We start from the raw sequence: 19,857 nt of genomic DNA on the forward strand, positions 1-19,857 counted from the left end.
ATGCCATACACCAGCTAGAACCTGGTGGAACCCAGGATCACATCGCTTGCGATCGTTGCGGCCGACACCGCCGCGACGGTCAACAGCGCCATTGCATCCGGCCAGCGTGGGCGCGATGGGGCAGCCGAGATCTGACCGGTGCCGCCGCGTGCCGCGATTGCATCGCCCATCTCGTCTGCCCGACGCAGTGCGACCGTGATAGCCGCGGTGATCATGTCGATCACCTCGTCGCGCCACCAGCGTCGTTTCGCCCGGCGGCTCGACAGCGTCGGACGTGGCCGAAGCCTGCGGGCCGCATACAGCGTGCGGAATTCGTCGATCAACATGGGAAAGGCCCGCAACGCCAGGCCGAGCGCGGCGGCCCACTCGTCGACCGGGATACGCAGCCAGCGCAGCGGCCGCCCGAGCGTGGCGACCGCCGGTGCCACGTCGGCGACGTTGGTGGTCCACGACACCATGCCGCCGATACCCAGCAACACAATCGACAACGCCGTGATCCGCAGGAAGTACAGCAGACCGCCGAATCCCACTGCCGCCGAACCGATGTGGATATCCGGCGACCCGCCGCCGAGCGCCGCGGTGACGCCGCCGATAGCGAGCAGGATCCACAGCCATCGCGGAATCGTCGGCAACGCCGTGCGAGGGATCCGGGCGATCCGCGCGGCGGCCAACACCAGCGCTGCCACGAGAAGTATCGGCACCCAGCCCGGATAGAACGTGAGCAGTACCGAAATACCGAATGCGGCAATCAATTTTGTGCCCGCCCACAACTCGTGTATGGCCGATGTGCCCGGAATCGGGCGCAGCAGTACCACGGGTCGGCGTTGCGTCGGCGTACTCATGCGGCGCCTCCGGCCGTCGTCGAGGCGGGATGAATCGAGCCGTCGTGCAGATGAACCGTGCGCGGACACAGGTCTTCCAGCCCGGCGAAGTCGTGCGAAATCACGATCACGGTCAGCCCCGTGCGGCGACGCAAGCCCTCGAGCAGCCGCAGCAGCCCACGCTGGCTTTCTGCATCCACCCCGGCCAGTGGCTCGTCGAGGATCAAGGCGCGCGGTGACCGCGCGAGCAATCCGGCCAACACCACACGACGCATCTGCCCGCCGCTGAGCTGGTCGATGTGTCTGCCTGCCAGCGACGCGTCCAACCCCACGTCCGCCAGCGCGGCCACCACCCGGTCGGTGTCATCGAGTGCGAAACCCGCCGCCGATGCCACCTCGTGGTCGACACGGCCGCGCATCAACTGCAGCCGCGCGGCCTGAAACGACATCGCCACCGCACCCACCTGGTCGCTGACGGGCCTGCCGTCGAGCAGACAGCTCCCCGACGTCGGCATGGTCAGCCCCGCCATGATCCACGCGAGCGTCGACTTGCCCGACCCATTGCCACCGTGGATAAGCAGACCATCGCCCTCGTGGACGTCGAACGTCACATCGCGCAAAGCTGTTGTGGCCCAAGGCGTTCCACTAGCGTATTCGTGACCCACGCCGTCCACTTCGATCACCGCGGCACCCGACCGCGCGTCGGGCGGCGGTGACGCTCCCGGCGCGGCCGCCAGTTCCACCATCTCGGTGTTGTCGCTACTTCCTGCAGCGAGATTGACGACGCGCTCGGCGGAGTCGGCTTCGTTGTTGTAGTGGGTGATGTGCACTAGCGCCATCCGATGACGTTCCCGCAGCCCCGCGAGAAGCCGAAGCAGTGCGTCGCGGCCGGGCTGGTCGACCATGCTGGTCACCTCGTCGGCGATCAGCAGTGACGGCTCCCGTGCGAGCGCGGCCGCCAGCGCCAACCGCTGCAGCTCACCACCTGAGAGCCCGCCGGTGTCGCGCTCGGCCAGCCCGTCCAGCCCTACCTCGGCGAGCAACTTGTCCACGTCGATGTGCTGACCGGGCGGCAAGCCCCACACGACGTCGTCGGCGACGCGGGTGCCGAGCACCTGGCTTTCCGGATGCTGCATCACCACGGCGGTGCCGCCCACCTTGCCAAGCCCGACGGCGCCGGCCCGCTCGACGGTGCCCGATGTCGGCGGCTGGCCGGCCAACACCAGCATCAGTGTGGTCTTGCCCGAACCGTTCACACCGGTGACCGCGATGTGTTCGCCCGGTTCGACGGTCAGCGTCACGGGGCCCAGCGCGTCGTGATCGGTGTCGGGATAGCGGAACGTGACGTCGTGCAGCCGCACCGGCAGGGGCGCGACCGGGCCCGGATCGTCGGGGAGGTCCAGTTTCTGGATTTCGGAGACACCGGCGAGCCGGGTCAGCACGTGCGACAGCGCCCACCAGCCGATCAGCGTGACGACCACGATGGCGAGCACCGAGGAGCCGCCGAACACCCACGGCCAGTACGCCAGCACCGTGGCGAACGCCTGCCGAAGCCAGTTCGCGACAGGATCCATGTACGGCACGTGGGACAGGAACCGGGCCAGCCCGTTGACGTTGGCGGTCATCGACTCGAAGACCAGAGTCCGCAGCCGCGACAGCACCAGCAGCCCACCGACGCTCACCGCGCCAGCCAGCAGGCCGGCGCACAGCGCCACGACGACGACCGTCGGGGTGCCTCTGCCCTTGCGTTTGACCAGCCCTATCAGCGCACCGATGTAGGCGCACTGGACAACCGTCATCATCCCGCCCATTCCGGCGACGAGAAAAGCGATCAGCCCGCCGGCGATGGTGGCCGCGAACAGCACGCGGATGCGATACCGATAGGCGAGCAACCCCATCGGGACGGTGCCCAGCAGCGACAGCCCGGCCGCGAACGGCACGACGACGGCGATGATCGCCGTGGCCGCCGACAAGGCGGCCATGACGGATGCTTGAGCAAGCTCTCCAGGCCGGAGGCGCCCACGCCGCGGCCTGAGTCGCTCCGCCTGCGGCCCGATCCCTCGCACTTCTCGATTCTGCCAGTCGGGTTTGACGCGCTGTGAACAGCGACACCTTGATCCTGCATAGGCAACCTATGTAATTTGGTGGTATGTCTCGTTCGACGTCGACGCGGGAGTCGCTTGGCATCGACCTGCTGGGCGTGGTGGCGCGGCTGAACCGGCTCGCAACCCAGCGCACGCCGCTGCCCATCCCGTGGGCCCAAGCCCGGCTGCTGGGAACGATCGAAGACCAGGGTCCCACCCGCATCTCCGACCTGGCAGCCCTGGACCACTGCTCTCAGCCGACCATGACCATGCAGGTGCGGCGCCTCGAAGACGCCGGCCTGGTCACCCGGACGGCCGATCCGTCCGACGCGAGGGCCGTCCTGATCGAAATCACCCCCAAGGGCAGCGAGACATTACGCCAGGTACGGACTGCCCGTGCCGGCGTCATCGATCCGCACCTCGCCGCACTCGACGACGAGGACCGGCAGACGCTTGCCGACGCGGTCGACGTGCTGAGACGGCTGCTCGACAACGCGTCGTCGTCTGCGCAACCACCCAACTGACAACCACAAAGGAGAAGCCGCACCATATGTGGCGCCAACCCAAACCTGTTTGGGCCGTAGCCTTTGCGTCCGTCGTGGCGTTCATGGGCATCGGCCTGGTGGACCCCATCCTGAAACCGATTGCCGACAACCTCGACGCCACGCCATCGCAAGTGTCGCTGCTGTTCACGAGTTATATGGCGGTGATGGGTGTTTCGATGCTCGTCACCGGTGCATTGGCGAGCAGGATCGGACCCAAGCGCACGCTGCTGCTCGGCCTCGCCGTGATCGTTGCGGGGGCTGGGCTGGCCGGCTGCTCGGACACCGTCATGGGCATCGTCGGCTGGCGTGCGTTATGGGGCTTGGGCAATGCGCTTTTCATCGCCACCGCATTGGCCACCATCGTCAGCTCGGCGCGCGGATCGGTCGCCCAGGCGGTCATCCTCTACGAGGCAGCGTTGGGTCTGGGCATCGCCGTCGGACCACTGGTGGGTGGAGTGCTGGGCTCGGTGTCGTGGCGCGGGCCGTTCTTCGGTGTGTCCGTCTTGATGACGATCGCGCTGGCCGTCACCGCGGTACTGCTGCCCTCGACGCCGCGGCCCGAGCGTGCCACCACCGTCGTCGACCCGTTCCGCGCGCTGCGCCACCGCGGCTTGCTCGGCGTGGCGATCACCGCCCTGCTCTACAATTTCGGCTTCTTCACGTTGCTCGCATTCACCCCGTTCCCGCTCGACATGAGCGCCCATGAAATCGGCCTCATCTTCTTCGGCTGGGGCGTCGCCCTCGCGTTCACCTCGGTGGTGGCCGCCCCGCGACTGCAACACCGATTCGGCAGCGTCACAACGCTTTTGGCGAACCTCGCCTCGATCGCTGCGCTGCTGGTCGTGATGGCGGTGTTCACCGACAGCAAGGCGGCACTGGCAGCCTGCGTAGTCGCGGCCGGCGCGTTCTTCGGCATCAACAACACGTTGATCACCGAGACCGTGATGAAGGCAGCGCCGGTCGAACGCGGAGTCGCTTCGGCCGCATACAGTTTCGTGCGGTTCTCCGGTGGAGCGGTGGCGCCCTGGCTGGCCGGCACGCTCGGCGAGCAAGTCAATGTGCACCTGCCGTTCTGGGTGGCCGCGGCCGCGGTGCTGTCGGCCGTCGTCGTGCTGGCACGCACGCGGCCGCATCTCGCCGGCATCGACGTCGAAGAAAGCGAGCTCGAAGAGGTCACTGACCAGGCCACCGCGATCACCGTGGGAAGCGAGAGCTGAACCCCCCGTTGGGCCGCGGGTCTAGCCGGTCGGACCGATAAGCAGCCCAACGACATACGTAGCCGCGATCGCGACTCCCCCGAACGCGAGCTGGCGCACCGCTGCCCACCAGACCCGTTTTCCGGTGAATCGCGCGGCCACGCCTCCCGCGATCAGCAGCCCGGCTCCGCCGCACACCAATCCTGCGGCCAGCGAGGCGAATCCGAGCAGATACGGGATGAGCGGAATGATCGCGCCGATTGCGAACAGAAGGAACGACGAGGCCGCAGCCAGACGCGGCGACGGTTTCTCCCGCGGGTCGATGCCCAGCTCGGTGATCATGTGCAGGTTGAGCGCCTGGTTTTCGTCTCGATGGATTTCCTCGGCGGCCGCTCGCGCCGTCCGCTCCGTCATGCCCATCTGGATCAGCGTCAACACCAACTCGTCCATCTCGGCCTCAGGATGCGAGCGGAACGCGCGACGCTCCAGACGCACCTCCGAGTCGATCTGCTCGTTGGCTGTGGTCACCGATGTGTACTCGCCCAACGCCATCGAGAACGAGCCGGCGAGCAGACCCGCGATGCCGCTCAAGACCACGGTGTGACTGTCGGCGCTGGCTGCCACGCCCGCGACCAGTGCGGTGTTGCTCACGAGGCCGTCCATCGCGCCGAAGGTCGCCGCGCGCAGCCAGCCGCCCGACACGTCGCTGTGGGTGTGGTCGAACTCGTGCGGCAGCACCGTGCGACCGTCCGGTGGAGGGGCGGGGTCGGGCGATGTCATGGCGCCAATTGAACGCCAGCGCCGTATGTCACAGCGAATCAGGTAAACCTACGGTGCACCGGTCTGTTTACCAGGCGCTGACTCGGGTTACCGTCGGGTATGACGTCGACTGCGGTTCAAATCTCCCCCGACCTCGCGCGGCATCTTCGCAACACTCTGGACGGCCGATGGCACGTGGTGAAAAACCGGTGCCGCGAGCAGATGTCCGGCGAGGTGTTCCGTCCGCACTACACCCCCAACACGGTGATCGCGCGAACGAAGGCGTTGGAGCAGTTGAAGATCATCGCAGCGGCCGGCGGTGCCGAGGACGGGTTCCGCAAGGAGCACGGCGGCACCGGGGACGTGGGAGCGGCGGTCACCACAATCGAAATGCTGGCGATGTCGGACCTGTCGCTGATGGTCAAGGCAGGTGTGCAGTGGGGCCTGTTCGGCGGTGCGATCGAGAACCTGGGCACCGAACGCCACCACGAGGCGTACGTGCGCAAGATCATCGACCTGGAGCTGCTGGGCTGTTTTGCGATGACCGAGACCGGCCACGGCAGCGACGTGCAGTCGCTGGAGACGACGGCCACTTACGACCCCGAGACCGACGAGTTCGTCATCCACTCCCCCACCAAGACTTCGCGCAAGGACTACATCGGCGGCGCGGCCGAAACCGCCACGATGGCCGCCGTTTTCGCGCAGCTGGTCACCGCCGGCCCTGGCGAGGAGCCGGTAAGTCACGGCGTGCACTGCTTTCTGGTGCCGATCCGCGACGAGGAAGGCAACGACCTGCCGGGGGTCACCACCTCCGACTGTGACTACAAGGGCGGCCTGCCGGGTGTCGACAACGGCCGCATCATGTTCGACCACGTCCGCATCCCCCGAGACAACCTGCTCAACAAGTACGGCGACGTTTCCGCCGACGGCACCTACACCTCGCCGATCGACAACCCGAACCGCCGGTTCTTCACCATGCTGGGCACCCTTGTGCGCGGCCGCGTGACCGTCGGGGGAAGTGCCGCCGCGGCCGCACGGGTGGCACTGGACATCGCAACGCGATATGCGTTGCAGCGCAGGCAGTTCAAGTCGCCCGATGACGACAGAGAAGTGCTGCTGATGGACTATCTGGTGCACCAGCGTCGGCTGCTACCGCTGATCGCCGAGTCTTATGCGCTGCAGTTCGCGCAGAACGAGTTGGTGGGCAAGCTCGCCGAGATCCAGAGCACCGAGATTCCCGACCCGGAGGAGCAGCGCGAGCTGGAGTCACGCGCAGCCGGGCTCAAGGCCGCCAACACCTGGCATGCCAGCCGAGCGATCCAGGAGGCCCGCGAAGCATGCGGCGGCGCAGGCTATCTCGCGGAGAACCGGCTGATCGCGTTGCGGGGGGACACGGACGTGTTCACCACGTTCGAAGGTGACAACCATGTGCTTACGCAATTGGTGGCCAAGGAGTTGCTGACCGCCTACGCCGACGACATCAAGAGCATGAGCCCCGTCGAGTGGGTGCGGTTCGCGGCCAACACCGTCAGCGACCGGGTGATCAAACGCACAGCAGCGCAACCGATTATCCAAACGCTCATCGACACGCGGCAGGACAACGAAGAAGAGGGCAGCCTGTTCAACCGCGGCACTCAGTTGCAGATGTTCGAAGATCGCGAGCAGTACACGCTGTCGAGCGTGGCACGGCGGCTACAGCGCCGGTCCCGGGAGATGGACGCGTTCGATGCATTCAACGAGGTGCAGGACCACGTGCTACATGCGGCCCAGGCCCACATCGACCGGGTGATCCTGGAGGCTTTCGTGGCCGGCATAGAGGCGTGCGACGACGAAGAGGCGCGGCGGGTGCTGTCCATGGTGTGCGACCTGTACGCGCTGTCGGTGATCGAAAAAGACAAGGCGTGGTACATCGAGCACCGTTATCTGTCGTCGGAGCGGGCGAAGGCCGTGACCCGCGGCATCAACGAGCGCTGCCGCTCGCTGCGGCCGTACGCCGAGGCGCTGGTCGACGGTTTCGGTATTCCCGAGCAGCTGCGCGATGTTCCGATGCTGCACCCGGAGCGCATCGGCGAAGAAGACTGAGCCACTTCGCTTTTGGCTGCGCTGCTGGCCTACCGGCCGGGCAGCGGGTCTAGCACCTTGAGCTTCCCGTCGTCACCGAGCTGGAATCGCACCTGGGTGATGCCGGTCGGACGGTTCGGCGCGTCTCCGCTCTGCTCGAACTGGTATTGGACGGTCACAGTGTCTTCGCCCGAGCTCAGCACGACGGTGTACGGCTTGGGCTGAGGCGTCGCGGTGCCGATGGGGGTGTTGTGATCGAACAACAGCAGGTGCTGCGGAGCGGTCGCGTCGCTGCCAGCCTTCACCTGGACCCAGTACAGACGGCAGTTGCGGGTGTGGCCGCGCGCGGTTTCCTGCCACTGGCCGCCCGGTGCCGGAGCCAAGCCGTCGATGGCGGCGCTCACGGTGTCGGCGGTGGGCCCGTCGGCCGGGGTGCATCTGTCGGGTGAGGGCGGCGGCGCGCTGGAAGGCTTCCAGCCGCAGCCGGCGGCAACGACCCCAAACATCAGCAAGACGGCCGTCAGGCGGCGAAATCGCATGGCCTCACCCTAGTGGGCCGCCTGGTCGCATCGAGATTGCGAAACCTCCGCCAATCGAGCCGGCGAGACGGACAATCGGGACTAGCAGCAACCTCGGGAGCGACAATGAAGTCCTCTGTTCTATGTGCGGTCGCCTGTGGAACGTTCGCCGCCGCAGCCGGTTTCTGCCCTGTCGCGGCGGCGAGTCCCGCTCACCCGATCTGCGTCGACGTCCGCACGGGCAGAGTTTGTGAAGCGGATCCGCCTGGGATGCAACACGACGCCGAACTGGGGCTGCCATGTCGCGGCATCTATCCCTTCTATTTGTTCGGGCGCGGCAACGCCGGTGAACTGGTGTGCACCCAGCCCGGGGCGCGCTCCGGCGAATTCATCGACGGGACGTGGACGACGAGGCCGCAAACACTATTCGGGGTGCAAATGGCTGGTTTCGGATGCCCGTCCGGATTTCCGGGCGGCGCGATGGCGCAGACGGGCGACGGCCGCGCGCTGATATGCAAGGGCGACAGCTCGGTTTTGGTCGCCTGACGCTCTTTACAGCATGCCGGCGGTTAGATCACGCCGGCGAAGGCGAGGCCCAGATAGACGGCCATGCAGATGGCGAACACGGCCGCGAAGATCACGAACCCTTTCGCGAACTTCATGTTCGGCGGCGCGGGATTGGACTCCCGCCCGCGGGGTGTGGGCGACTCCCAGCCGCGGCCCCTGTCACTCATGGCATCACAGGTTACTCGTGATTGGCCCGCTTCATCGTTCGCAGGCGACACCATCGCCGTCGCCGTCGAGACCCGAGCGGTAGCCGGGCTGGCCGCTGAGCAGGGGCGCTGCGCCGGCCGCACGTGCTTCGGCGCAGCTGCGGTAAGACACATTTCCCGAGGGAGCCGTCGGCACGGATGCGGCTGGCGCCGGCGGTAGGGCCCGACGGAGACTGCGGTGCGGACTGCGCGCCCGTTCCCGTCGCCGCCGTGCTGCCGTAGCAGGGCGGTCCCCAAAGCCCGCGTCGGGCGTTTCGCGCTTCGGCCTCTGCTGCAGCGATGGCGTCGAAGTGGCTGGCCGGGTTGCCGTGGAAGACATACGAGCGTGCCGCGCCGGCGCGCGCCGCTTCCACCGAGTAATCCCAGCCGTCGGACTTCACCAGGTAAGCCAGGGTGCGGTTAACTGCAGTTGGATGATCCACGTGGTGCGGCTGTGCAGGCTCAACTTGTCGGCCGGTGCGTTTAGTCTCCACGCAGATTGAACTTCCGGACCAGGGGCTGTGATGGATGACGGGATCGAACCGAGACTTGTGGAGGTTCTCGATGTCCCGAGGCTTGGTGCGGTCGTTCGCGGCAATGCGGGCTCGTTGCCGTGGCGTTTGGTCGACGAGTCGGGTGCCGGCGTAAACCACGTCAATCTGTGGTTGGCCGACCTGTTCGCGTGCGACAACTCGCCTGCGACGCTGCGCGCCTATGCGTACGACCTACTGAGCTGGAGTCGTTTCCTCGGCGCACTGCAGGTTTCGTGGACTCAGGCAACGCGGGGCGAAGTCCGGGACTGGGTGAGGTGGTACCGGTGTCGCGCGAACCCGCAACGACGCCGCGGATCGAGTGCGGATACTCATCGGCCGACCCCAGGTTCTGTGAACGAGCGGACGGGCAAGGCCTACCTGGAGTCTTCCTACGCGCGGTCGTCGATGAATCGCAGACTGTCGTCGCTCAGTGGCTTCTACGAGTTCGCCCTGGAGTCGGATCTCGGGCCGCTCATCAACCCGGTACCGAAATCGCGCGACGATCTCACTCGACTCGACGTGCACCGCCAGCACTTCGATAACCCGCGCCCCCAAAAGCGCGCGCCTTATCGGCAGAAGCTAGTGGAACGTGCGCCGCGCGCGCTCAGCGACGACCTGTACGAGGAGGTATTTGCATCGCTGAGAACAAACCGCGACCGTGCCATTGTCGCTACGGCGATCTCCTCTGGTTTACGCGCCAGTGAACTGCTCAGCATGCGGCGGGGGATGCTCCATGCCGCCGACCAAACCGCCGATGTAATACCCAAGGGCGGGAATGGAAGTCGTGTCATGGTCCGTATCAGTCCCACTGCGTATCTCTGGATCGCCCGGTACCTTGCTGAGCGCCCCGTGGGTCCGCCTGAAGAGCCAGTCTGGCTGACATTGCGCGGCACACCGCGGCCGCTGAGCTATTGGGCAATGCGACAGATCCTTGAACGCAGCAACGCGCTGCTGGGCTCCAACGTCACGATGCATGACTTCCGGCACACCTTCTGCATGCGTCTCGCCCAGGACGAGAACATGACCATCGCGGAAATGCAGGAGCTGATGCGGCACGCGTCGATCGCCAGCACCACACGCTACCTGCGACCCACCGTAGCCGAACTCGTCGACAAACTTGATCAGCACTGGAATAGACCCCCGTCACCGCAGCCCACGCCGGCGAAAGGCTATGCGGCAGAAGATCTCCAAGTTCTTTTCGGTCGGGCATTCTGATGGCGCGGGTGCTCACGCGTGCCCAGTCGCTGGCGAGTTCGTCTGCGTTTGCCAACCATCCAGTCGAAGTACTGCCTTCGCTGTCCCCGACGCCCGAGGACCATCCGTGGTTCGGAAACACTGTCACCTGCGCCGAACGTGAACGCATCATCACTGCGGGACTTCCGCTCGTGATGGCACGGATGAGTGAGAAGTACCGCAGCGAGGCAGTAGCCCGCAGCGGTGCACGGCTCTGGCTGAGTCGCCTATTGGACTGGCTGGATGGCTTTGTCGGCGACAGTTATCAAGACCGTTGGATCGCCAGCGATTCCGATCGCCAGCCGAAGGCGTGGTGCCCAGCCTTATCAACCGGATCGCATACACGGCTTGGGGCAAGGCTGTCGATCAACGCACTCATAATGCTGGGGGTCATTCGTCCCGGCCATGACTGGTTGATCGAGAACAAGCAGGCGCGGTTCTACCGTGACTGGACGACCACGCACGAACCGAAGGCGTGGGATCGCTACTTCGCCGCCGCGGAGCACGAGGGCGCACCGGAAGTGAAGAAATGGCGAACCGCCACCCACCTGGTACGTATCAGCATCTGCAACGGGCTGCCAATCACCGAGCTGCACAGCCAGCATGTGTTGGCCTACCGAGACTTTCTCGTCTCGACCGGCAGGATGCCGGGGGATCTTCTCGCCATGTGGCACTACGGACGCCGCGGCGGACTGTTCGCCGGTGAAGCCGACGACCTGCGGCACTACCTCATCGCCAAACGTCTCAGTCCCACCGAACTGGTCGACCGCTTCAATGTGCGAGCTCCCAGCGTGCGAGGACTGTTGATCGCCTACCTCGCCGAGATCGCCGTCGGTCAGGACTACGCCAGCCTGGACGGAACCAGCCGAAACCTGGTGAAGCTGTTCTGGAAACCGATCGAAGACGCCAACCCCGGCATCGACACAATCAGTTTGACGAAGGCCCAGGCATCCGCCTGGAAAGAGTGGTTGCGCACCAAACCGGATGGGACTCCGCGCCGGCACGCCGAGAGCATTCTGGGAGCGGTCCGCAGCTTCTACCTCGACGTGGCTGCCTGGTCCCACGAGGATCCCTCGACGTGGGCCCATTGGGCTGTCTCATGCCCGGTCAGCATCCGCGACGTCCGAGGCCAGCAGAAGCGCCGGGCCCAGCGGGCACACCGCATGCATGCCCGCACCCGCACCCTCACCCCGCACGTCGATGCACTCGTCGCTGCAGCCCGGCGGGCGTACGTGCAAGCAGCAGAGCTGCAAGCGGTCGCGACGACAGCGCCGTTCGGTGAACCGTTCGCCGTGCACGGGAGCACCTACATCAAGCACACACCGGGCAAGCGGGCCGACCGAGTGCGCATCCATGTTCTGCAGGATGGATCGGAGAAGCGGGTTGACATCCACTACACCGTGACACGGGCCTTCATGACCTGGACGATCATCGAGGTGTTGCGCCACACCGGTATCCGGATCGAAGAGATGCTGGAGCTGACCCATCTGAGCATCAAGCAGTACCGCAAACCCGATGGCACCGTGATACCGCTCCTGCAGATCGCACCGAGCAAGACCGATCAGGAGCGGATATTTCCCTGCAGCCCGGAGTTGACCACCACCTTGGCGCGACTGGTCGAGTTCGTCAGCATCGATGGCCGCGTTCCGCTGTGCTGCCGAATCGACACACAGGAACGCCAGGTGTCGGCGCCGATGCCGCATCTGATCCAGATCCGAGAGGGTGGACGGTCGCGGGTAATCAACCAGTGCACGGTCCGAAAGTGGTTATCAGAGCTGGCCAACAGCATGGCCTTGAAGGACGCTGACGGTACTTCGCTGCATTTCACGCCACACGACTTTCGCCGGATCTTCATCACCGACATCGTCAACGCCGGGTTCCCGATCCATTTGGCCGCAAAGATGGTGGGCCACAACAATATCGAAGTCACGCGCGGCTACACCGCGGTGTATCAGAAAGATGTCTTCGAGGCATATGACCGGTTCATCGACAACCGTAGACAGGCACGGCCATCGGCCGAATACCGTGAGCCCACCCAAGCCGAATGGGACGAGTTCGTCGAACACTTCGGCCAGCGCCGGATCGCGCTCGGCAATTGCCACCGCCCCTATGGATCTGACTGTTCCCATGAACATGCCTGCATCCGGTGCGATTTCTGCGAGGTTGAACCGGCCCAGGCCGCAAGGCTCGATGAGATCCGTGACAACCTTCGCCTCCAGGTGGTCGAGGCCCAAAAGAACCGGTGGCTGGGCGACGTTAACCAATTACGCCTCACCATTGAACACGCCGACCGCAAGGCGGCGAGGCTGGCAGCCCTCACCGAGGCGGCCCCGGTACTCCTTGCCGCGCACACGTCCTGACGCGAGCAGTAAGGGACCGTCCTTCTGACAGCTAGGTGCAGCAGTTGGGGTCGAGGACGACGCAGAGTGCCTGCAGGGCTTCGGGTTTGACGCGGTGAAAGACGTTCATGCCGCGCCGGTCGGAGATCACTAGCCCGGCTTTGCGGAGCTGGCCCAGGTGGTGGCTGACGGTGGATTCACTCAGGTCGAGCACCGCGGCCAGATCGCCGCTGGTCTCTTCGCCGGGGCGTGAGCTGAACAGCAGCGACATCATCTTGACCCGCACCGGGTCGGCGAGCGCCTTGAGCCGCATCGCGACCTGCAGGGCATCGGCGTCGCTGATCGGGCCCGCGGCGACCGGGGCGCAGCACACCGGGGCGGACATGTCGATCACGGGCAGCGCTTTGGGCATGACCCCATCCTGCCACCTGTCTTGACATATATCAAAAAGGTGGCATCCTGAGGTCGACGCGCCAGTTCGATATATGTCTCATCCCTAGTGGGAGGTCCATCATGTCCCGTATGCAACTCGCCCTCAACGTCGATGACCTCGACGAGGCGATCACGTTCTACACCAAACTGTTCGGCGTCGACCCCGCCAAGGTCAAGCCCGGCTATGCCAACTTCGCCGTCGCCGAGCCGCCGCTGAAGCTGGTGCTGCTGGAAAATCCCGGTAAGGGCGGCACCATCAACCACCTCGGCGTCGAGGTCCAATCCAGCGACAAGGTGCACGCCGAGATCGCCCGCCTGACCGGCGAGGGGCTGTTCACCGATGAGGAGATCGGCACCACGTGTTGCTTCGCCACCCAGGACAAGGTCTGGGTGACCGGGCCGGCCGGAGAGAAATGGGAGGTCTACACGGTGCTGGCCGACTCCGACACCTTCGGCACCAGCCCACAGCACCTCGACGATTCCGCCGACGGCGAGGGTGGGGTGTGTTGCGGCGGAGCCTCCAAGGAGGCTGACCCCGCCGCAGCGTCCTGTTGCTAGCCGATCGCACCTGCCGCGGCCGTGGTCACATGGCCGCGGCAGGCGCATGATCGGGGCATGGACCGCGATGCCATCGCTGCCGATCTGGAGCGCGCGCGTGTCACGTTCCACCAGCTACTGGCGGCCGCCGGCCCCGACGACTGGGATGCGCCGACGCGCGGAACCCGGTGGACCAACGAACAATTGCTGTTCCACATGGTGTTCGGCTACATGGTCGTGCAGCGGCTGCTGCCCCTGGTGCGGGTGATGGGCCGACTACCTGACCGCGTCAGCGGGGCATACGCCCGGTTGCTCAACGCCGCGACCACGCCGTTTCATCAAATCAACTACTACGGATCATGCGCCGCCGCCATGGTCTACAACCGGCGCAGGATGGGCGCCAAACTCGACCGGGTCATCGACTCACTGCAACACCGGCTCGCCCGCGAGACCGACGACACCCTGCGGCGCGGCATGCATTTCCCGCCGGGATGGGATCCGTTCTTCTCCGACTACATGACGCTGGAAGACGTCTACCGCTACCCCGGGCGCCACTTCGACTTCCACGCCGCCCAACTCACCTTCACCTGACGTTTCATTTGCCAACAACTTCGATATCCGTCAATATTGATGTATGTCGAAGTCGCAGGAGTCGTTGACCGACGGGGACGCGTGCTGCCCACCCGGGGCGCTGCTGCGCGAACCCCTTACCGCCGCGGACGCGGCGGACATGGCGGTCAAACTCAAAGCGCTGGCCGATCCGGTACGCCTGCAGCTGTTCTCCGCGATCGCCAGCCACGCCGGTGGTGAGGCCTGCGTCTGCGACATCTCCGCCGACATCGAGGTGTCACAACCGACCATCAGCCACCACCTCAAAGTGCTGCGCGACGCCGGGCTACTGACCTCACAGCGCCGGGCCTCCTGGGTGTACTACGCCGTGGTGCCCGACGCGCTGGCCAGCCTCGCCGTCCTGTTCGGCATTGACGCAGCCGCCGGGGTGTCGGCATGACCGACACCACCACCCCGGCCCCAGCGGTCGTGGGCAAGCTCTCCACCCTGGATCGGTTCCTGCCGCTGTGGATCGGCGCGGCGATGGTCGCCGGGTTGCTGCTGGGCCGCTGGGTTCCCGGCTTGAACACCGCGCTGGAAAGCGTTCAGCTGGACGGGATTTCACTACCCATCGCTCTTGGCCTGCTCATCATGATGTACCCGGTGCTGGCCAAGGTCCGCTACGACCGCCTCGACACCGTCACCGGCGACCGCAAGCTGCTGCTGTCCTCACTGGTCCTGAACTGGGTGCTCGGCCCCGCGCTGATGTTCGCGCTCGCGTGGCTGCTGCTGCCCGACCTGCCCGAATACCGGACCGGCCTGATCATCGTCGGCCTGGCCCGCTGCATCGCCATGGTCATCATCTGGAACGACCTGGCCTGCGGCGACCGGGAAGCCGCCGCCGTCCTCGTGGCGCTCAACTCGATCTTCCAGGTCATCATGTTCGCCCTGCTGGGCTGGTTCTATCTGTCGGTGCTGCCCGGCTGGCTCGGCCTGGAACAGACCACCATCGACACCTCCCCGTGGCAGATCGCCAAGTCCGTGCTCATATTTCTGGGCATCCCGCTGCTGGCCGGCTACCTGTCGCGCCGGCTCGGCGAGAAAACCAAGGGCCGTGACTGGTACGAGGCCAAGTTCCTGCCCCGGATCGGGCCGTGGGCGCTCTACGGGCTGCTGTTCACTATCGTGATTCTCTTTGCGCTGCAAGGCGACCAGATCACCCACCAACCGTTCGACGTCGCCCGCATCGCCCTGCCGCTACTAGCGTACTTCGCGATCATGTGGGGCGGAGGCTACCTGCTCGGCACCATGCTCGATCTCGGTTATGAGCGCACCACCACCCTGGCGTTCACCGCCGCGGGCAACAACTTCGAACTCGCCATCGCCGTCGCGATCGCCACCTACGGCGCCACCTCCGGCCAAGCCCTGGCCGGCGTCGTCGGCCCGTTGATCGAAGTCCCGGTCCTGGTCGGGTTGGTCTACGTGTCCTTGGCGTTGCGCAACCGGTTCCACCACCACACCTCCCAACACCTTCCTGCCGACGGCTCGACGACGAGAACGGAACCCAATCCATGACTGACAGCCCCGTCACCCACGAGCTTCGCCACGATCTGTCCATCGACCAGCAACTCGCCCTGAAAACCGCGGCGACCCGGCTGGGCGGTGAGTTCGATGGCACCTTCGGTACCGAAACCATCGAACGGTTCTTGCATTCGTCCTACGACCAGTTCGCCGGCCGGGCCACCATTCCGAACTTCCTGCCGCTGTTGGCCGAACGGTTCGCCCGCCAACGCCTGCACGCCCTGGCGAGAGTGGAAGGAAAGATCAGCGACGGCAAACCGACCGTGTTGTTCCTGTGCACCCACAACGCCGGCCGCTCGCAGATGGCGCTGGGCTACTTCACCCACCTGGCCGGTGACCGGGCCGTCGCCTGGTCCGGTGGATCCGAACCCGGCAACGAGATCAACCCCGCCGCGATCGCTGCCATGCACGAAGTCGGTATCGACATCACTGGCGAATACCCCAAACCCTGGACCGACGAAATTGTGCAGGCGGCCGACGTCGTCATCACCATGGGCTGCGGGGACGCCTGCCCGATCTTCCCCGGGAAACGCTACGAGAACTGGGAACTGCCCGACCCCGCCGGCCAGGGCCTCGACGCCGTCCGCCCGATCCGCGACGACATCGAAGAACGCGTCCACCGTTTGTTGGCCGACCTGAACGTGCCCGTCACCCGGTAGCCGCGAAAACCTCAAGGGAACACACCGAATATGGCTGACACATCAGTGTTGTTCGTCTGCGTCAGTAACGCCGGAAAATCGGTCATGGCCGCCGGGCTCATGCGCCAGATCGCCGGACCGACCATCCACGTCAGCTCGGCGGGCACCCGCGCCAAGACCGCCGTCAACGACCTCTCGGTACAAGCCTTGGCAGAAGTCGGCGTCGACATCAGCGACCATCAGCCCGCCCAACTCACCGCGCAGATGCTCGACGACGCCGACCTGGTCGTCATCGTCGGCAGCCAAGCCCACCTCGACGAGTACTGTCCCGGCGTCACCATCCAGCGGTGGGATACCGACGAACCCTCCTTGCGCGGCATCGACGGAATCGACCGCATGCGAATCATCCGCGACGACATCACCACGCGCGTCCAGGCCTTGGCCGCCAACCTTTCCACCGCGATCACACCACCCACCGGCCAGCCATCCCGATCCAACGCGCGTATTGAGCGAAGCTAGATGTATGCGTGTGGAACTTCTCACGAGCCCGGGATGTCCGAATGCGGCGGCGGCTCGGCGCTTGCTCGCCGAGTGTCTGTCTGAGGTTGATATCGCTGAAGATGTGGTGGTGGAAAGGGTCGGTGGATATCCATCGCCAACAGTGCTCGTTGATGGTATGGATGTCATGAAGCCGGGCACTGAGCTGGCAGCTGATGCGTGCCGATTGGACCTTCCGACCAGGGATCGCGTGCTGGCGGCGCTTCGGAGTGCGACGCCGTTGACGTGATCGATCCGGGGTCTTACCCCGATGTTGCGGCCCCGAGTTCAGCTGGCTGCCGTGGTCTTCTGGTTGCGGGTGTGGGCCAGCCGGTGGGAGTCGGTTCCGGTTTCGATGATGGTGCCCCCGAGGGGCTTGGTGCGTCCGGCGCGCACGCCGTTGGCGATGACGACGATTTCGGCGAGTTCGTGCACCGCGACGACCGCGGCCAGCCCGAGGACACCGGTGAGGGCGAGCGGAATGAGCACCGTAATCAATGCCAGTGAGAGGCCGACGTTTTGCAGCATGATCCGCCTCGCGCGCCGCGCGTGGGCCAGTGCTTGGGTGAGGTGGCGCAGGTCTTCACCCATCAGCGCGACGTCGGCGGTTTCGATGGCCACGTCGGTGCCCATCGCGCCCATGGCGATACCCAAATCGGCAGTGGCCAGGGCCGGGGCGTCGTTGACGCCGTCACCGACCATGGCCGTCGAGGAACGTTGGCGCATTTGACCAATTAGCGCGGCTTTGTCTTCGGGCCGCAGATCGGCATGCACGACCTCGATGCCCACCTGCTTGGCCAATGCGTGGGCGGTCGCTTGGTTGTCACCGGTGAGCATGGCCACCTGATACCCGCCGCGGCGCAGCTGGGCGACGACGTGGGCGGCTTCGGGCCGCAGCTCATCGCGCACCGCGACTGCCCCGATGATCTGGTCGTTGTCTTCGATGAGCACGGCGGTGGCGCCGGCGGCCTGCATGGCCGCGACCTGGCCGGCCAGCGGGCCGGGGTCAAGCCAGCCGGGGCGGCCCAGCCGCAATCGACGGCCATCCCGCGCGCCGGTCAACCCGGCACCGGTGACCGCCTGCACGTCATCAGCCGGTTGCACGGGGCCCTGCGCGGCGGCGAGAATCGCTGCCGCGAGGGGGTGTTCGCTGCGGGCCTCCAACGCCGCCGCCACATCCAGCACGTGCTCGCGGGTGGCGCCGTTGGTGGTGGCGACGTCGATGACGGTGGGTGCGTTGGCGGTCAGGGTGCCTGTCTTGTCCAGCGCGATCGTGCGGACCGCGCCCAGGGCTTCCAGCGCCGCCCCGCCCTTGACCAAGACACCGAGCTTGCTAGCCGCGCCGATCGCGGCGACCACCGTGACCGGCACCGAGATCGCCAGCGCGCAAGGAGAGGCCGCCACCAACACCACCAGGGCACGTTCGATCCACACCAGCGGATCGCCCAACACGCTGCCGATGGCGGCGATGAGGACCGCGGCGATCATGATCGCGGGGACCAGGGGTTTGGCGATGCGGTCGGCCAGGCGCTGGGCTTCGCCCTTGCGGGACTGCTCGGCCTCCACGATCGCCACGATGCGGGCCAACGAGTTGTCAGCAGCAGTGGACGTGACCTCAACCTCCAGCACGCCGGTGCCGTTGATCGACCCGGCGAACACCTCATCACCGGGCCCGGCCTCTACCGGCACGGATTCGCCGGTGATGGCCGAAACATCCAGCGCCGTGCGCCCCGACACGATCGTGCCGTCGGTGGCGACGCGTTCGCCGGGCTTGACCAGCATCCGGTCACCCACCGCCAACTCTGCTGGGGCGATGGTGGTTTCGGTACCGTCGCGGAGCACGGTGGCCTCATCGGGCACCAGCGACAACAACGCCCGCAGACCTCGGCGGGTGCGGGCGAGGGAGTATTCTTCGAGGCCCTCGCTGATGGAGAACAGGAACGCCAGCATGGCGGCCTCGCCGACCTCGCCGAGGATCACCGCGCCGACCGCGGCGATCGTCATCAGCGTGCCGACCCCGATCTTGCCCTGCGCCAGCCGGCGCAGCGTCGAAGGCACGAACGTGTAGGCACCGATCACCAAGGCGAGCGCATACAGGCCGATTTCGACCGCATGGGGGCCGCCGGACCAGCCGACCACATAGCCGGCCAAAAGCACCACGCCCGCCACCGCGGCGGCGCGCAGTTCGGTGATCTCCCAAAGCCGTTCGGGTTCCTGCTCGTCCTCGCCGGGGCGGTCGTCGCTGCCGCAGCCGCACGCCTCACTCATCGCCCAACCTTCTTCCGCTCAGTCGGGTGGCCGTAGTTGGGGCACAACGCCACCGCGTTGCCGGTGGCCTCCAAGACAGCTTCGGCGGCCCGCAACATGTCCAGTAGTTCCGGGCGGGCCAGCCGATACACCGAGGCGCGGCCCTGCGGCCGGAAATCCACCAGCCCGCAGTCGCGCAGGCACGCCAGATGCGCCGACACCGTCGACTGCGCCAACCCCAACTCGCCGGTCAGATCCACCACCCGCGCCTCACCGACCGCCAGCCGGCGCAGGATCGCCAACCGGGTGCCATCCGAGAGGCTGTGAAACAACGCCGTCGCCGCATCCACATTCCCGCACATCGCGGGATCGACCGAACCACTTTTCATCGCCACACGACGATGATAGCGTCCAACACTATTGATCGGTCAACCCCGCCAACATCGATACAACCCGATGGATGAGGACGCAGGGCGGGGACGGGCCGACCGGGAA

General features: G+C 66.0%; 20 protein-coding genes and 2 pseudogenes. 12 read left to right on the forward strand and 10 right to left on the reverse strand.

The annotated features are described in order from the left end of the window. Positions 1-14: 14 nt before the first annotated feature. The gene (locus AC5Y4C_RS14240; RefSeq protein ID WP_499911104.1) at positions 15-842 is read right to left on the reverse strand and encodes a CbiQ family ECF transporter T component; all 828 of its coding nucleotides are present in this window, start codon (positions 840-842) and stop codon (positions 15-17) included. Continuing rightward, entirely contained in the window at positions 839-2,803 is a 1,965-nt protein-coding gene (locus AC5Y4C_RS14245; protein WP_499911106.1) for an ABC transporter ATP-binding protein, read from the reverse strand. The genes AC5Y4C_RS14240 and AC5Y4C_RS14245 overlap by 4 nt, the downstream gene beginning before the upstream one ends. Before the next feature lie 167 nt (positions 2,804-2,970). Here AC5Y4C_RS14245 and AC5Y4C_RS14250 point away from each other — a divergent pair, with 167 nt between their 5' ends. Next, on the forward strand, positions 2,971-3,429 hold the full coding sequence (locus tag AC5Y4C_RS14250) for a MarR family winged helix-turn-helix transcriptional regulator (RefSeq protein ID WP_499911108.1): 459 nt from the start codon (positions 2,971-2,973) through the stop codon (positions 3,427-3,429). A 26-nt stretch (positions 3,430-3,455) separates the two neighbouring features. Beyond that, entirely contained in the window at positions 3,456-4,667 is a 1,212-nt protein-coding gene (locus AC5Y4C_RS14255) for an MFS transporter (RefSeq protein WP_499911110.1), read from the forward strand. 21 nt (positions 4,668-4,688) lie between these two features. Here AC5Y4C_RS14255 and AC5Y4C_RS14260 read toward each other — a convergent pair whose 3' ends face one another. Beyond that, entirely contained in the window at positions 4,689-5,426 is a 738-nt protein-coding gene (locus AC5Y4C_RS14260; RefSeq protein WP_499911113.1) for a VIT1/CCC1 transporter family protein, read from the reverse strand. 99 nt (positions 5,427-5,525) lie between these two features. Between AC5Y4C_RS14260 and AC5Y4C_RS14265 the strand changes: the two genes are divergently transcribed. Next, entirely contained in the window at positions 5,526-7,487 is a 1,962-nt protein-coding gene (locus tag AC5Y4C_RS14265; protein WP_499911114.1) for an acyl-CoA dehydrogenase family protein, read from the forward strand. Between the two features lie 29 nt (positions 7,488-7,516). On the opposite strand, the gene AC5Y4C_RS14270 is transcribed toward AC5Y4C_RS14265, so the two are convergent. Further along, positions 7,517-8,005: an LppP/LprE family lipoprotein gene (locus tag AC5Y4C_RS14270; RefSeq protein ID WP_499911116.1), complete on the reverse strand. Its 489-nt coding sequence runs from the start codon at positions 8,003-8,005 to the stop codon at positions 7,517-7,519. A gap of 249 nt (positions 8,006-8,254) precedes the next feature. On the opposite strand from AC5Y4C_RS14270, the gene AC5Y4C_RS14275 reads away from it, so the two are divergent. Continuing rightward, complete coding sequence (locus tag AC5Y4C_RS14275; protein ID WP_499963826.1) at positions 8,255-8,530, forward strand: hypothetical protein; 276 nt, start codon at positions 8,255-8,257, stop codon at positions 8,528-8,530. 23 nt (positions 8,531-8,553) lie between these two features. Here the strand turns inward: AC5Y4C_RS14275 and AC5Y4C_RS14280 are convergent, their stop codons facing one another. The 3 genes and pseudogenes from AC5Y4C_RS14280 to AC5Y4C_RS14290 form a co-directional block, all read right to left on the reverse strand. Further along, a complete protein-coding gene (locus AC5Y4C_RS14280) occupies positions 8,554-8,718 on the reverse strand; it encodes a hypothetical protein (RefSeq protein WP_499911118.1) in 165 nt (54 codons plus the stop codon). 31 nt (positions 8,719-8,749) lie between these two features. Further along, positions 8,750-9,076, reverse strand: coding sequence for an excalibur calcium-binding domain-containing protein (locus AC5Y4C_RS14285; RefSeq protein ID WP_499911258.1), 327 nt, complete (start codon positions 9,074-9,076; stop codon positions 8,750-8,752). Then, positions 9,051-9,230: pseudogene (locus tag AC5Y4C_RS14290) on the reverse strand (thermonuclease family protein); the annotation flags it as partial. The pseudogene AC5Y4C_RS14290 and the gene AC5Y4C_RS14285, both read right to left, overlap by 26 nt. Positions 9,231-9,260: 30 nt before the next feature. Here AC5Y4C_RS14290 and AC5Y4C_RS14295 point away from each other — a divergent pair. Beyond that, positions 9,261-10,484, forward strand: coding sequence for a tyrosine-type recombinase/integrase (locus AC5Y4C_RS14295; RefSeq protein WP_013470144.1), 1,224 nt, complete (start codon positions 9,261-9,263; stop codon positions 10,482-10,484). Then, complete coding sequence (locus AC5Y4C_RS14300; RefSeq protein WP_013470143.1) at positions 10,484-12,862, forward strand: tyrosine-type recombinase/integrase; 2,379 nt, start codon at positions 10,484-10,486, stop codon at positions 12,860-12,862. The genes AC5Y4C_RS14295 and AC5Y4C_RS14300 overlap by 1 nt, the downstream gene beginning before the upstream one ends. A gap of 31 nt (positions 12,863-12,893) precedes the next feature. On the opposite strand, the gene AC5Y4C_RS14305 is transcribed toward AC5Y4C_RS14300, so the two are convergent. Beyond that, entirely contained in the window at positions 12,894-13,253 is a 360-nt protein-coding gene (locus tag AC5Y4C_RS14305) for an Rv2640c family ArsR-like transcriptional regulator (RefSeq protein ID WP_003887760.1), read from the reverse strand. Between the two features lie 101 nt (positions 13,254-13,354). Here AC5Y4C_RS14305 and AC5Y4C_RS14310 point away from each other — a divergent pair, with 101 nt between their 5' ends. The 6 genes and pseudogenes from AC5Y4C_RS14310 (at position 13,355) to AC5Y4C_RS14335 (ending at position 17,097) form a co-directional block, all read left to right on the forward strand. After that, a complete protein-coding gene (locus AC5Y4C_RS14310) occupies positions 13,355-13,831 on the forward strand; it encodes an ArsI/CadI family heavy metal resistance metalloenzyme (RefSeq protein WP_013470142.1) in 477 nt (158 codons plus the stop codon). A gap of 57 nt (positions 13,832-13,888) precedes the next feature. Next, positions 13,889-14,401, forward strand: coding sequence for a DinB family protein (locus AC5Y4C_RS14315; protein WP_013470141.1), 513 nt, complete (start codon positions 13,889-13,891; stop codon positions 14,399-14,401). A 43-nt stretch (positions 14,402-14,444) separates the two neighbouring features. Further along, complete coding sequence (locus AC5Y4C_RS14320; RefSeq protein ID WP_003887763.1) at positions 14,445-14,819, forward strand: ArsR/SmtB family transcription factor; 375 nt, start codon at positions 14,445-14,447, stop codon at positions 14,817-14,819. Continuing rightward, positions 14,816-15,889 (forward strand): annotated as a pseudogene (gene arsB, locus AC5Y4C_RS14325) (ACR3 family arsenite efflux transporter); the annotation flags it as partial. The gene AC5Y4C_RS14320 and the pseudogene arsB, both read left to right, overlap by 4 nt. 41 nt (positions 15,890-15,930) lie before the next feature. Continuing rightward, entirely contained in the window at positions 15,931-16,599 is a 669-nt protein-coding gene (locus tag AC5Y4C_RS14330; RefSeq protein WP_013470140.1) for an arsenate reductase ArsC, read from the forward strand. Between the two features lie 30 nt (positions 16,600-16,629). After that, on the forward strand, positions 16,630-17,097 hold the full coding sequence (locus AC5Y4C_RS14335; protein WP_006246586.1) for an arsenate-mycothiol transferase ArsC: 468 nt from the start codon (positions 16,630-16,632) through the stop codon (positions 17,095-17,097). A gap of 306 nt (positions 17,098-17,403) precedes the next feature. Here the strand turns inward: AC5Y4C_RS14335 and AC5Y4C_RS14340 are convergent, their stop codons facing one another. Next, positions 17,404-19,383 (reverse strand): heavy metal translocating P-type ATPase, encoded by a 1,980-nt coding sequence (locus AC5Y4C_RS14340; RefSeq protein ID WP_006246587.1) that lies wholly within the window; start codon positions 19,381-19,383, stop codon positions 17,404-17,406. Beyond that, positions 19,380-19,751 carry an ArsR/SmtB family transcription factor gene (locus tag AC5Y4C_RS14345; protein WP_013470139.1) on the reverse strand — a complete coding sequence of 124 codons (372 nt, stop codon included), beginning with the start codon at positions 19,749-19,751 and terminating at the stop codon, positions 19,380-19,382. The genes AC5Y4C_RS14340 and AC5Y4C_RS14345 overlap by 4 nt, the downstream gene beginning before the upstream one ends. Positions 19,752-19,857 lie beyond the last annotated feature (106 nt).

Source organism: Mycobacterium sp. NGS35 (assembly GCF_059812855.1).